Origin of the sequence: Klebsiella sp. GW_Kp182 (genome assembly GCF_040062275.1) — a bacterium.
GTDB lineage: Bacteria > Pseudomonadota > Gammaproteobacteria > Enterobacterales > Enterobacteriaceae > Klebsiella > Klebsiella michiganensis.
In genome coordinates, this window is sequence record NZ_JBEAFQ010000006.1 from 133,252 (window position 1) to 146,520 (window position 13,269).

Genomic DNA, 13,269 nt, shown 5'->3' on the forward strand with positions numbered 1-13,269 from the left:
TGTTTTGTATGTGCTCTTTCGTGTGGGGCACCACTGCAAATAAGGACATGAAATGCCTGTAATTACGCTTCCTGATGGCAGCCAACGCCATTTTGATCACGCTGTGAGCCCGATGGACGTCGCTCTGGATATTGGCCCCGGTCTGGCGAAAGCCACCATCGCCGGCCGCGTCAACGGCGAGCTGGTTGACGCCTGCGACTTAATTGAAAACGACGCGACGCTCTCTATCATCACCGCGAAAGATGAAGATGGACTTGAGATTATTCGTCACTCCTGTGCGCACCTTTTGGGGCACGCGATTAAACAGCTGTGGCCAAATACCAAGATGGCGATCGGCCCGGTTGTCGACAACGGTTTCTACTATGATGTCGATCTGGACCATACCCTGACCCAGGAAGATATCGACGCGCTCGAAAAACGTATGCACGAGCTCGCCGAGAAAAACTACGACGTCATTAAGAAGAAAGTCAGCTGGCACGAAGCGCGTGAAACCTTCGTGAAGCGCGGCGAGAGCTATAAAGTCTCCATTCTTGATGAAAACATTGCGCATGATGACAAACCCGGTTTGTATCATCATGAAGAGTATGTCGACATGTGCCGTGGGCCGCACGTGCCGAATATGCGTTTCTGTCATCATTTCAAACTGATGAAGACCGCTGGCGCCTACTGGCGCGGCGATAGCAACAATAAAATGCTGCAGCGCATCTACGGAACCGCATGGGCAGATAAAAAAGCCTTAAATGCCTATCTGCAGCGTCTGGAAGAAGCCGCTAAGCGCGATCACCGTAAAATCGGTAAGCAGCTCGACCTGTATCATATGCAGGAAGAGGCGCCGGGCATGGTGTTCTGGCATAACGACGGCTGGACTATCTTCCGCGAACTGGAAACTTTTGTGCGTTCTAAGCTGAAAGAGTACCAGTATCAGGAAGTTAAAGGCCCGTTTATGATGGACCGCGTGCTGTGGGAAAAAACCGGCCACTGGGACAACTATAAAGATGCGATGTTCACCACTTCTTCCGAGAACCGTGAATACTGCATCAAGCCGATGAACTGCCCGGGCCACGTGCAGATCTTCAACCAGGGGCTGAAATCCTACCGCGATCTGCCGCTACGTATGGCTGAATTCGGTAGCTGCCATCGTAATGAGCCGTCAGGCGCGCTGCATGGCCTGATGCGCGTACGTGGCTTTACTCAGGACGACGCCCATATCTTCTGTACTGAAGATCAGGTTCGCGATGAAGTGAACGCCTGTATTCGCATGGTCTACGATATGTACAGCACCTTTGGCTTCGAGAAAATCGTCGTCAAGCTGTCGACTCGCCCGGAAAAACGCATCGGTAGCGATGAGACATGGGATCGTGCTGAAGCGGATCTGGCCGTGGCGCTGGAAGAGAACAACATCCCGTTTGAGTATCAGCTGGGTGAAGGCGCGTTCTACGGTCCGAAAATTGAATTTACCCTGTATGACTGCCTCGATCGTGCATGGCAGTGCGGTACTGTACAGCTGGACTTCTCCCTGCCGCAGCGTTTAAGCGCCTCTTATGTGGGTGAAAATAACGAACGACAGGTACCGGTAATGATTCACCGCGCGATTCTTGGTTCGCTGGAGCGCTTTATTGGCATCCTGACCGAAGAGTTTGCGGGCTTCTTCCCGAGCTGGCTGGCGCCGGTGCAGGTTGTGGTCATGAATATTACTGATTCTCAGGCTGAATACGTTAACGAATTGACGCGTAAACTACAAAATGCGGGCATTCGCGTAAAAGCAGACTTGAGAAATGAGAAGATAGGCTTTAAAATCCGCGAGCACACTTTACGTCGTGTCCCTTACATGTTGGTCTGTGGCGACAAAGAGGTAGAAGCCGGCAAAGTTGCCGTGCGTACCCGTCGTGGCAAAGACTTGGGCAGCCTGGACGTAAATGAAGTTATCGAGAAGCTGCAACAAGAGATTCGCAGCCGCAGTCTAAAACAACTGGAGGAATAAGGTATTAAAGGCGGAAAACGAGTTCAAACGGCACGTCCGAATCGTATTAATGGCGAGATTCGCGCCCTGGAAGTTCGCTTAACTGGTCTGGAAGGCGAAGCTTTGGGTATTGTGAGTCTGAGAGAAGCGATCGAAAAAGCTGAAGAAGCTGGAGTAGATTTAGTTGAAATCAGCCCTAACGCCGAACCGCCAGTTTGTCGTATCATGGACTACGGCAAGTTCCTTTATGAAAAGAGCAAGTCTTCTAAGGAACAGAAGAAAAAGCAAAAAGTTATCCAGGTTAAGGAAATTAAGTTCCGCCCTGGCACCGACGATGGCGATTATCAGGTAAAACTCCGCAGCCTGATTCGCTTTCTGGAAGATGGCGATAAGGCCAAGATCACGCTGCGTTTTCGCGGCCGTGAGATGGCCCACCAACAGATCGGTATGGAAGTGCTTACCCGCGTCCGTGACGATCTGAGTGAACTGGCAGTAGTCGAATCCTTCCCAACGAAGATCGAAGGCCGCCAGATGATCATGGTGCTCGCTCCTAAGAAGAAACAGTAAGGCCTTCAAGTAGCAATGTCTGTGGAGCCTGCGGGTTCCGCAGCCGTTGTTCGCCTATGTTTCGTTTATTAACAATGCGAAGTGGAAGTTATTAAAATGCCAAAAATTAAGACCGTACGCGGTGCTGCTAAGCGCTTCAAAAAAACCGGTAAAGGTGGTTTTAAGCACAAGCACGCTAACCTGCGTCACATTCTGACCAAAAAAGCTACCAAGCGTAAACGTCACCTGCGTCCGAAAGCCATGGTTTCTAAAGGCGATCTGGGCCTGGTCATCGCGTGCCTGCCGTACGCATAAGTCGTTAACCCTTTTAACTTTTTAATTAGAATAGATACAGGAGAGCACATATGGCTCGCGTAAAACGTGGTGTAGTTGCCCGTGCACGTCACAAGAAAATTTTGAAACAAGCTAAAGGCTACTACGGTGCGCGTTCTCGCGTATACCGCGTTGCCTTCCAGGCTGTTATCAAAGCTGGTCAGTACGCTTATCGTGACCGTCGTCAGAAAAAGCGTCAGTTCCGTCAACTGTGGATTGCGCGTATCAACGCAGCAGCACGTCAGAACGGTATTTCTTACAGCAAATTCATCAACGGCCTGAAAAAAGCCTCTGTTGAAATCGACCGTAAGATCCTGGCTGACATCGCCGTATTCGACAAATTAGCGTTCACCGCGCTGGTCGAAAAAGCGAAAGCAGCTCTGGCATAAGCCAGTTGAAAGAGGGAGCTTGTCTCCCTCTTTTCGTTTCAAGACTATCAATACATTGACTTTTATCCGCGTAAGCTTTTCAATATCGATCTTACGTTTTTTACCAGACAAGGTAATGCAAGCATGAATGCTGCTATTTTCCGCTTCTTTTTTTACTTTAGCACCTGAACTCAGGAGGCTAGCGCGTGAAAGAAGAAACGGAAAACAGCGCCAAAAAGCCTCCCACTGTGGAGGCTTTTTTTGTATCTGAACTGGCTTGTTCTATTTCAAGCTCCAGACGTGTGGATTGACCGGGTCATTCGGGCAAATGGCGAATGACCCGCCGTCTGCGGCTCGAAATAGTGAAAGCAAAATAATAACCATAACCGGTGTCTGCACCGACATAATGAGGAAAACCATGTCACATCTCGCAGAGCTGGTTGCCAGTGCGAAGGCAGCCATTAACGAGGCATCAGATGTTGCTGCGCTGGACAACGTCCGCGTGGAATACCTGGGTAAAAAAGGGCTCCTGACCCTTCAGATGACGACCCTGCGTGAGCTGCCTGCTGAAGAGCGCCCGGCAGCCGGCGCGGTTATCAACGAAGCGAAAGAGCAGGTCCAGCAGGCGCTTAACGCGCGTAAGTCAGATCTTGAAAGCGCCGCTCTTAACGCGCGCCTGGCCTCGGAGACCATCGATGTCTCTCTGCCGGGGCGTCGTATTGAGAACGGTGGCCTGCATCCGGTGACCCGTACCATCGATCGTATTGAAAGTTTCTTCGGTGAGCTCGGCTTTACCGTCGCGACTGGCCCGGAAATCGAAGATGACTACCACAACTTCGATGCGCTGAATATTCCTGGCCACCATCCGGCACGCGCTGACCACGACACTTTCTGGTTTGATGCCACGCGCCTGCTGCGTACGCAAACCTCAGGCGTGCAGATCCGCACTATGGCTAACCAGCAGCCGCCGATCCGCATTATTGCGCCAGGCCGCGTCTATCGTAACGACTACGATCAGACCCACACCCCAATGTTCCATCAGATGGAAGGCCTGATCGTTGATACCAACATCAGCTTTACCAACCTGAAGGGAACGCTGCACGATTTCCTGCGTAACTTCTTTGAAGAAGATCTGCAGATTCGTTTTCGTCCGTCCTATTTCCCGTTCACCGAGCCGTCGGCCGAAGTCGACGTTATGGGGAAAAACGGGAAATGGCTGGAAGTGCTCGGCTGTGGGATGGTGCATCCAAACGTACTGCGCAACGTGGGTATCGATCCGGAAATCTATTCCGGCTTTGCCTTCGGCATGGGTATGGAGCGTCTGACCATGCTGCGCTACGGCGTGACCGACTTACGCGCGTTCTTCGAAAACGATCTGCGTTTCCTCAAACAGTTTAAATAAGGGCAGGACAGAACAATGAAATTCAGTGAACTGTGGTTACGCGAGTGGGTTAACCCAGCTATCGATAGCGAAGCGCTGTCGGACCAGATAACGATGGCCGGCCTTGAGGTTGACGGCGTTGAACCGGTTGCGGGCAGCTTCAACGGCGTTGTCGTTGGGGAAGTGGTTGAGTGCGCTCAGCACCCTAATGCTGACAAACTGCGCGTCACAAAAATTAACGTCGGCGGCGAACGCCTGCTGGACATCGTCTGCGGCGCGCCAAACTGCCGTCAGGGCCTGAAGGTTGCCGTTGCAACCATCGGTGCCGTACTGCCGGGCGATTTTAAAATTAAAGCGGCAAAGCTGCGCGGCGAGCCGTCGGAAGGCATGCTGTGCTCCTTCTCCGAGCTGGGGATCTCCGACGATCACAGCGGTATTATTGAACTGCCCGCCGACGCGCCGCTGGGTACCGATATCCGCGAATACCTGAAGCTCGACGATAACACTATCGAAATCAGCGTCACGCCGAACCGTGCCGACTGCCTGGGTATTATCGGCATTGCCCGCGATGTCGCCGTGCTCAACAAGGCGCCACTACATGTCCCGGAAATGACTCCGGTGGCCGCAACCATCGACGACGTTCTGCCAATTCAGGTCGATGCGCCGGAAGCATGCCCGCGCTACCTGGGCCGTGTGGTAAAAGGCATTAATGTCAAAGCGCCGACGCCGTTATGGATGAAAGAGAAGCTGCGCCGCTGCGGCATTCGCTCCATCGATGCCGTGGTTGACGTGACCAACTACGTTCTGCTCGAGCTCGGCCAGCCGATGCACGCCTTCGATAAAGACCGCATTGAAGGCGGAATTATCGTGCGTATGGCGCATGAAGGCGAAACCCTGGTCCTGCTCGACGGCTCCGAGGCTAAGCTGGATACCGATACTCTGGTTATTGCTGACCACCAGAAAGCCCTGGCTATGGGCGGAATTTTCGGCGGCGAGCACTCCGGCGTAAACGATGAAACGCAAAACGTTCTGCTGGAATGCGCGTTCTTCAGCCCGCTGTCCATTACCGGTCGCGCCCGCCGCCATGGTCTGCATACCGATGCTTCCCACCGCTACGAGCGCGGCGTGGACTCCGCGCTGCAGTATCAGGCAATGGAGCGCGCAACCCGCCTGCTGATGGATATTTGCGGCGGTGAAGCGGGCCCGATTATTGACGTGACCAATGAAGCGACTCTGCCGAAGCCTGCGACCATCCGCCTTCGCCGCAGCAAACTGGATCGTCTGATTGGCCATCACATTGAAGATGAGCAGGTTAGCGACATTCTGTGTCGTCTGGGCTGTGAAGTTACCGAAGGCCAGGATGAGTGGCATGCCGTGGCGCCGAGCTGGCGTTTCGACATGGAGATCGAAGAAGACCTGGTCGAAGAGGTTGCCCGCGTCTATGGCTATAACAATATTCCTGACGAACCGGTGCAAGCGGGCCTGATCATGGGCAGCCACCGCGAAGCGGATCTGTCGCTTAAGCGCGTGAAAACGCTGCTCAACGACAAAGGCTATCAGGAAGTGATTACCTACAGCTTTGTTGACCCGAAAGTACAGCAGTGGATCCACGCCGGTGAAGAAGCGCTGATTCTGCCGAGCCCGATCTCCAGCGAAATGTCGGCGATGCGTCTGTCATTGTGGACCGGTCTGCTCGGGACGGTGGTCTACAACCAGAATCGCCAGCAGAGCCGCGTCCGCATCTTTGAGAGCGGCTTACGCTTTGTTCCCGATACGCAGGCCCCGCTGGGTATTCGCCAGGACGTGATGCTGGCTGGCGTCATCTGCGGTAACCGCTATGAAGAACACTGGAACCTGGCAAAAGAAACCGTCGATTTCTATGATTTAAAAGGCGATCTGGAGTCCGTTCTCGACCTCACGGGTAAACTGTCCGACATCGAATTCCGCATCGAAGCCAATAATGCGCTTCATCCGGGCCAGTCGGCGGCGATTTATCTGAAAGGTGAACGTATTGGTTTTATTGGGGTTGTTCATCCCGAGCTGGAACGTAAACTGGATCTGAACGGCCGCACGTTGGTGTTCGAGCTGGAGTGGAACAAGCTTGCAGACCGCGTGGTGCCTCAGGCGCGTGAAGTTTCTCGCTTCCCGGCGAACCGTCGCGACATCGCTGTCGTTGTGGCAGAAAACGTTCCCGCAGCCGATGTTTTAGCCGAGTGTAAGAAAGTTGGCGTAAATCAGGTAGTTGGCGTAAACTTATTTGACGTGTACCGCGGCAAGGGCGTAGCGGAAGGTTTCAAAAGCCTCGCTATCAGCCTTATCCTCCAGGATACCAGCCGTACACTCGAAGAAGAGGAGATTGCCGCTACCGTCGCCAAATGTGTAGAGGCATTGAAAGAGCGATTCCAGGCATCATTGAGGGATTGAACCTATGGCGCTTACAAAAGCTGAAATGTCAGAATATCTGTTTGATAAGCTTGGGCTTAGCAAGCGGGATGCCAAAGAGCTGGTAGAGTTGTTTTTCGAAGAAGTCCGTCGCGCTCTGGAAAACGGAGAGCAGGTAAAACTCTCCGGGTTCGGCAACTTCGATTTGCGAGATAAGAACCAACGCCCGGGCCGTAACCCGAAAACGGGAGAGGATATTCCTATTACAGCCCGGCGTGTGGTGACCTTCAGACCCGGACAGAAGTTAAAAAGCCGTGTCGAAAACGCTTCACCCAGAGAGAAATGATCTGGACTGACTAATCAAAAAGGCCGCTATGCGGCCTTTTTTCTTTTCCTGGCCGAATACCGTAAAATCAATCACATCCTTTTTCTCAACTCAGAAATCTATGCTGACCTTTGCTCAAACTCAACGGCGCCGCAACCGGCGCTGGCTTGCGGTATTAACGTTGCTGCTGCTGGTTACGTCGACCATCAGCCTGTGCGCGGGCGACCAGTGGATTGGCCCCGGTGAATGGTTTAGCGCCAAAGGCGAGCTGTTTATCTGGCAGATTCGTTTGCCGCGCACCCTGGCCGTCCTGCTGGTGGGCGCGGCGCTGGCCCTGTCCGGCGCGATTATGCAGGCGCTGTTTGAAAACCCGCTGGCGGAGCCCGGGCTGCTGGGGGTATCAAACGGCGCTGGGGTTGGCCTGATAGCCGCCGTGTTGCTGGGAAAAGGGCTGCTTCCGGGCTGGGCGCTGGGGCTGTGCGCCATCGCTGGCGCGCTGGTCATTACCTTTATTTTACTGCGTTTTGCCAGGCGGCATCTCTCGACCAGCCGCCTGCTGCTGGCGGGCGTGGCGCTCGGTATCATATGCAGCGCGCTGATGACCTGGGCGGTCTACTTCTCAACCTCTTTCGATCTCCGCCAGCTGATGTACTGGATGATGGGCGGCTTTGGCGGCGTGGACTGGCAGCAGCTGTGGCTGATGCTGGCCCTGCTGCCGGTGCTGGCCTGGGTGTGCCTGCAATCGCAGCCTCTTAATCTGTTAGCGCTAGGGGAGGTTTCCGCACGCCAGCTGGGGCTGCCGCTGTGGCTATGGCGTAAAGTGCTGGTGGTGGCCACCGGCTGGCTGGTGGGCGTCAGCGTGGCGCTGGCCGGCGCGATCGGCTTTATTGGTCTGGTTATCCCGCATATCCTGCGCTTATGTGGTTTAAGCGATCACCGCGCGCTGCTTCCGGCCTGTTTGTTAGCGGGGGCCAGCGCGCTGCTGGGCGCGGATATTATCGCGCGTCTGGCGCTTTCGGCGGCGGAATTGCCGATTGGCGTGGTCACCGCCACCCTGGGCGCGCCGGTGTTTATCTGGTTATTGCTGAAATCAGGCCGCCCGCAGTGAGGGGCGGCCGTAATCGGTTGATACTATTACCAGCCCTTAATCGCATCGCCTTTGTAGACTTCCGCTGCCTTGTCGGCAACCTGCTGAGTCTGGAAGGCCTCTTTCAGCTCCTGGACTTTTTTGCTGTCTTTATTATCTTCGCGCGCAACAATGGCGTTGACGTACGGCGAGTCCGGGCCTTCCATAAATAGCCCATCGCGGGCAGCCGAGAGACCGGCCTGAGCGGAGAAGTTGGTGTTGATGATCGACAGGGCGACGTTCGGGTCATCAAGCGTACGGGTCAGCTGCGGCGTGTCGACTTCCACGATTTTCAGCTGCTTAGGATTGTCGATAATGTCCAGCGTCGTCGGCAGGTAGCCTGTACCCTCTTTCAGCTTGATTAAACCTTGCGCCTGCAGCAGCAGCAGGCTGCGGCCCAGGGTTGTGGTTTCGTTAGAGATGGAAATCGTCGCGCCGTCAGGCAGTTCGCTGATATTTTTGATTTTCTTCGAGTAGGCGGCGATCGGGAAGACGAAGGTTTTACCGACAATGGCAAACTTATAGCCGCGCTCTTTTGATTGTGCCTCAAGGTAAGGCAGCGTCTGGAAGGCGTTAGCATCGACGTCTTTATTGTTCAGGGCTTCGTTCGGCAGAACGTAATCATTAAATGAGATTACCTCGACGTCGAGGTTGTATTTCTCTTTGGCCACCTGTTCTACGACTTTCCAGATAGCCTCATCCGGCCCGGTATTAATGGCGACTTTAATCTTATTATCTTCATCCGGCGAGCAGGCCGAAAGCAGCGTAACGGAGGCCGCGATTAACACCGCGCTAAAAATCTTCTTCATCAATAAAACTCTCTTAAATTAACAATTAACGAAATGCTATTACATCCATCCACCACTGTACACTGAATTGCGCGCTCCCGGTGTTGAGATGAATTCATGTTGTGCTGCCTGTTACATCAAGAGACACTCCCGGGGGATTCAAAGTAGAATGACCCAGTCTGAATCCGCTACAGTAGATAGGGATCACCTGAAGCAGTAACCGGTATATTCACTGAGGGAAGGCTATGCAACACGATATTCTCAATACTGAAGTCACCACCATCGATGGCGAGAAAACAACGCTCACCCCGTGGGCAGGCAAAGTCCTGTTGATTGTCAACGTCGCGTCAAAATGCGGCCTGACGCCGCAGTATGAGCAGCTGGAAGCGCTGCAAAAAGATTTAGAAAGCGAAGGTTTTAGCGTACTGGGCTTTCCGTGCAACCAGTTTCTGGGTCAGGAGCCGGGTAGCGAAGAAGAGATTAAAACGTTCTGTAGCACGACTTACGGCGTGACTTTTCCGATGTTCAGCAAAATTGACGTCAACGGCGAACATCGCGCGCCTCTGTACCAGAAGCTGGTTGAGGCCGCCCCGCAGGCTATCGCCCCGGAAGGCAGCGGTTTTTATGAGCGCATGGCCAGCAAAGGCAGAGCGCCGCTGTACGTGGATGATATTCTGTGGAATTTTGAAAAATTCCTCATCGGCCGCGATGGTCAGGTCATCGGCCGTTTCTCACCAGATATGACGCCGGATGATCCGCAGCTGGTGGCCGCTATTAAAGGAGCTTTAGCCAAATAATGCCGTTTTTGATGCAGCTACAGGATGTAGAAGAGGCGGGGCGGCTGGCGCCGTTTTCAGCCGATATCCGGCCGGGAGAGATCGTTCATCTGGTGGGGCCAAACGGGGCGGGGAAAAGCACGCTGCTGGCGCGTATGGCGGGGCTCTCTGCTGGCCCGGGTCAGGTAAAACTGAATGGACGCCCGCTGAATGACTGGCTGGCGCCGGAGCTGGCGCGTCATCGGGCCTATTTAAGCCAACACCAGATGCCGCCTTTCGCCATGCCGGTCTGGCATTATCTGTCGCTGCATCTCCAGGACGACGCGCACAACGGGCTACTGACGGCCATCGCGGAGAAGCTGGGCTTAGGCGACAAGCTTGGGCGCCAGGTGAATCACATCTCCGGCGGGGAGTGGCAGCGCGTGCGCCTGGCGGCGGTAATACTGCAGATTCATCGTCAGGCTAACGCGTCCGGACAGTTGCTATTGCTGGATGAACCGATGAACAGCCTGGACGTGGCGCAGCAGGCCGCGCTCGACCGACTGTTAAGCGAACTCTGCGCCTCGGGGATTGCCGTCGTGATGAGCAGCCATGACCTGAATCATACCCTCCGACACGCCCATCGCTCCTGGCTTATCTGCCGGGGGGAGACGATCGCCTGCGGCAGCACCGCCGAGGTATTAAGCGAAGAGAATTTAACCGCCGCCTATGCCATGGACTTCCAGCGGGTCGAGGTGGCGGGTCATCTTATGCTCGTTGCGTCACAGTAGCACGCAGTCAGCTTGCCAGCGAATTGATAAACAAGGTAAATTATCCTGCTATCAGGATAGGGAACAGAGGATTCGTCTGAGATGCGTTTTTGGCTCGTTTTGTGTGTTGCGTTATTTCTGGCGGGTTGTAGCAGCCATCGGGCGCCGCCGCCCAATCCACGGCTTGCTGATTCGATTACCGTTGTTGCTAACCTGAATGAGCAGCTAAGGAACTGGCGGGGAGCGCCGTATCGCTACGGCGGCATGTCGCCACGCGGCGTTGATTGCTCCGGGTTTGTGCTGATGACCTTCCGCGATAAGTTCGCGTTGCAGCTGCCGCGTGAAACGCGTGAACAGGCGGAGATCGGCACGAAAATCGATAAGAGCGAACTGCTGCCCGGCGATCTGGTTTTCTTCAAGACCGGTTCCGGAGAGAGCGGTCTGCACGTCGGTATTTACGACACGGATAACCAGTTTATCCACGCCTCCACCAGCCAGGGCGTGACGCGCTCGTCGCTGGATAATGTCTACTGGCATAAAAAATTCTGGCAGGCGCGAAGGATCTAGCCTCGATACGTCAAAGCGTAGCGTGGCGTTTTCTTGCCCGGCGGCGGTAACGCCTTACCGGGCAGCGCCACAACGCTCGTCTTGTCTTTTATCGCAATAACCCATCCATTCCTCCGTGTTAATAATTTGTTGAAAGCACTACACTGAAGGCAGGAGGAACCATGACCCTGTCTTTTACTACCCACTGGCGTGATGAACTGCCGGATTTTTACACCGCTCTAACCCCTACGCCGCTGGAGAATGCGCGGCTTGTCTGGCACAACGCTCCGCTGGCGCGAACGCTGGGCGTTGACGCGTCGTTATTCAGCCCGCAGAAGGGCGCTGGCGTATGGGGCGGCGAAACGCTGCTGCCGGGAATGTCGCCGCTGGCGCAGGTTTACAGCGGCCACCAGTTCGGCGCCTGGGCTGGGCAGCTCGGCGACGGGCGCGGTATTCTGCTCGGCGAACAGCAGCTCGCTGATGGTCGTCGCTTTGACTGGCACCTTAAAGGCGCCGGGCTCACTCCCTATTCGCGAATGGGCGACGGACGGGCGGTGCTGCGCTCGACGATCCGCGAGGCGCTGGCCTCGGAAGCGATGCATGCGTTGGGTATTCCCACCACCCGCGCGCTGGCGATAGTGGCCAGCGATACGCCGGTATACCGCGAAACCGTCGAGCGCGGAGCAATGCTGATGCGGCTGGCGGAAAGCCACGTTCGTTTCGGCCATTTTGAGCATTTTTACTACCGTCGCGAGCCTCTGAAAGTGCAGCAGCTGGCGGATTACGTGATTCGTCACCACTGGCCGCATCTGCAAAATGAAGCGGATAAGTACATTCTGTGGTTTAGTGACGTTGTCACTCGAACCGCGGAGATGATTGCCTGCTGGCAAACGGTGGGCTTTGCCCACGGGGTGATGAATACCGACAATATGTCGATTCTCGGCCTGACGATGGACTACGGTCCGTACGGTTTCCTTGATGATTTCCAGCCTGGCTTTATCTGTAACCACTCCGATTATCAGGGGCGCTACCGCTTTGATAATCAGCCGGCGGTAGGGCTATGGAACCTGCAACGGCTGGCGCAGACGCTCTCGCCGTTTATCAGCGCTGAGGCGCTGAACGGCGCGCTGGATAGTTACCAGCAAGCGCTGCTGACGGCGTATGGCCGCCGCATGCGCGACAAGCTCGGATTGTTTACCCAGCAAAAAGGGGATAACGAGCTGCTGGACGGCCTGTTTGCGCTGATGGAACGCGAGGGAAGCGACTATACGCGGACCTTCCGGATGCTCAGCGCCAGCGAGCAGGAGAGCGCCGCCTCGCCGCTACGCGATGAGTTTATCGACCGCGAGACGTTCGATACCTGGTTTACCGCTTATCGCGCGCGCCTGCGTGATGAACAGGTTGACGATGCGCAACGGCAGGCGCGGATGCGCAGCGTGAACCCGGCGATCGTGCTGCGTAACTGGCTGGCTCAGCGGGCCATTGAACAGGCGGAGCAGGGGGATATGAGCGAGCTGGAGCGCCTGCATAGCGCACTCTCTCACCCCTTTGCCGATCGGACGGATGAGTATATTCAGCGTCCACCGGACTGGGGAAGGCGTCTTGAAGTAAGCTGTTCCAGCTAGCGATCGTTATCCCTGCCTTTATCGGCGGGGATAATTATTTGGTCAGGATCAGCTTACCCGAATGGGTCTGACGCAGCAGGTAGCGCTGACCGCGATGTTCAATCACCACCCGTCCCTCGCTGCCTAATAATGTCCGGCTGCTTATCTCTTTGTCCGTCGGCACCGGATACGGGGCATTGTCTGTTGTTTTTTCTGCTGTGGCAGTGTTATCCATACGCGTCATAGCACTAAAAATAAAAATCAAGGCAACAATGATAATCATTATCAATAATGTTGTTTTTCACGCAAGCTTTATTTAGCGGAATACCAGATTTAGCAGGTGTCGGGCCGGTCGATGGCGGAAAATCGCTCCCCACCGCGCGTA

At 54.9% G+C, this 13,269-nt stretch carries 15 protein-coding genes and 1 other annotated feature; of the genes, 13 read left to right on the forward strand and 2 right to left on the reverse strand.

The annotated features are described in order from the left end of the window. Positions 1 to 52: 52 nt before the first annotated feature. The 9 genes from thrS (at position 53) to btuC (ending at position 8,403) form a co-directional block, all read left to right on the forward strand. The gene (thrS, locus tag ABLU88_RS08205; RefSeq protein WP_004102966.1) at positions 53 to 1,981 is read left to right on the forward strand and encodes a threonine--tRNA ligase; all 1,929 of its coding nucleotides are present in this window, start codon (positions 53 to 55) and stop codon (positions 1,979 to 1,981) included. Between the two features lie 3 nt (positions 1,982 to 1,984). Further along, on the forward strand, positions 1,985 to 2,527 hold the full coding sequence (infC, locus tag ABLU88_RS08210; RefSeq protein ID WP_052746887.1) for a translation initiation factor IF-3: 543 nt from the start codon (positions 1,985 to 1,987) through the stop codon (positions 2,525 to 2,527). Between the two features lie 96 nt (positions 2,528 to 2,623). Further along, complete coding sequence (gene rpmI, locus ABLU88_RS08215) at positions 2,624 to 2,821, forward strand: 50S ribosomal protein L35 (protein ID WP_001124225.1); 198 nt, start codon at positions 2,624 to 2,626, stop codon at positions 2,819 to 2,821. 50 nt (positions 2,822 to 2,871) lie between these two features. Beyond that, on the forward strand, positions 2,872 to 3,228 hold the full coding sequence (gene rplT / locus ABLU88_RS08220; protein WP_004102963.1) for a 50S ribosomal protein L20: 357 nt from the start codon (positions 2,872 to 2,874) through the stop codon (positions 3,226 to 3,228). Between the two features lie 118 nt (positions 3,229 to 3,346). Beyond that, positions 3,347 to 3,472: a sequence feature (Phe leader region), on the forward strand. After that, positions 3,352 to 3,396, forward strand: coding sequence for a pheST operon leader peptide PheM (gene pheM / locus ABLU88_RS08225; protein WP_001386830.1), 45 nt, complete (start codon positions 3,352 to 3,354; stop codon positions 3,394 to 3,396). Its footprint overlaps the feature before it by 45 nt. A gap of 153 nt (positions 3,473 to 3,625) precedes the next feature. Then, the gene (gene pheS / locus ABLU88_RS08230) at positions 3,626 to 4,609 is read left to right on the forward strand and encodes a phenylalanine--tRNA ligase subunit alpha (RefSeq protein WP_004851795.1); all 984 of its coding nucleotides are present in this window, start codon (positions 3,626 to 3,628) and stop codon (positions 4,607 to 4,609) included. Between the two features lie 15 nt (positions 4,610 to 4,624). After that, a complete protein-coding gene (gene pheT / locus ABLU88_RS08235; protein WP_032749902.1) occupies positions 4,625 to 7,012 on the forward strand; it encodes a phenylalanine--tRNA ligase subunit beta in 2,388 nt (795 codons plus the stop codon). Positions 7,013 to 7,016: 4 nt separating this feature from the next. Beyond that, positions 7,017 to 7,316 (forward strand): integration host factor subunit alpha, encoded by a 300-nt coding sequence (gene ihfA, locus ABLU88_RS08240; RefSeq protein ID WP_004851790.1) that lies wholly within the window; start codon positions 7,017 to 7,019, stop codon positions 7,314 to 7,316. Positions 7,317 to 7,416: 100 nt separating this feature from the next. Next, the gene (btuC, locus tag ABLU88_RS08245) at positions 7,417 to 8,403 is read left to right on the forward strand and encodes a vitamin B12 ABC transporter permease BtuC (protein ID WP_009653750.1); all 987 of its coding nucleotides are present in this window, start codon (positions 7,417 to 7,419) and stop codon (positions 8,401 to 8,403) included. Between the two features lie 26 nt (positions 8,404 to 8,429). On the opposite strand, the gene ABLU88_RS08250 is transcribed toward btuC, so the two are convergent. After that, positions 8,430 to 9,230, reverse strand: coding sequence for a MetQ/NlpA family lipoprotein (locus ABLU88_RS08250; RefSeq protein ID WP_348836290.1), 801 nt, complete (start codon positions 9,228 to 9,230; stop codon positions 8,430 to 8,432). 224 nt (positions 9,231 to 9,454) lie between these two features. Here ABLU88_RS08250 and ABLU88_RS08255 point away from each other — a divergent pair, with 224 nt between their 5' ends. The 4 genes from ABLU88_RS08255 (at position 9,455) to selO (ending at position 12,905) form a co-directional block, all read left to right on the forward strand. Further along, positions 9,455 to 10,006 carry a glutathione peroxidase gene (locus ABLU88_RS08255; protein ID WP_025108225.1) on the forward strand — a complete coding sequence of 184 codons (552 nt, stop codon included), beginning with the start codon at positions 9,455 to 9,457 and terminating at the stop codon, positions 10,004 to 10,006. After that, positions 10,006 to 10,755 (forward strand): vitamin B12 ABC transporter ATP-binding protein BtuD, encoded by a 750-nt coding sequence (btuD, locus tag ABLU88_RS08260; protein ID WP_134897242.1) that lies wholly within the window; start codon positions 10,006 to 10,008, stop codon positions 10,753 to 10,755. Before ABLU88_RS08255 ends, btuD begins: the two co-directional genes overlap by 1 nt. An 81-nt stretch (positions 10,756 to 10,836) precedes the next feature. Continuing rightward, a complete protein-coding gene (locus ABLU88_RS08265; protein ID WP_004134084.1) occupies positions 10,837 to 11,301 on the forward strand; it encodes an NlpC/P60 family protein in 465 nt (154 codons plus the stop codon). 161 nt (positions 11,302 to 11,462) lie between these two features. After that, positions 11,463 to 12,905: a protein adenylyltransferase SelO gene (gene selO, locus ABLU88_RS08270; RefSeq protein ID WP_224293415.1), complete on the forward strand. Its 1,443-nt coding sequence runs from the start codon at positions 11,463 to 11,465 to the stop codon at positions 12,903 to 12,905. Between the two features lie 34 nt (positions 12,906 to 12,939). Here selO and hemP read toward each other — a convergent pair whose 3' ends face one another. Further along, positions 12,940 to 13,119 carry a hemin uptake protein HemP gene (hemP, locus tag ABLU88_RS08275; RefSeq protein WP_160741222.1) on the reverse strand — a complete coding sequence of 60 codons (180 nt, stop codon included), beginning with the start codon at positions 13,117 to 13,119 and terminating at the stop codon, positions 12,940 to 12,942. Positions 13,120 to 13,269: the final 150 nt, after the last annotated feature.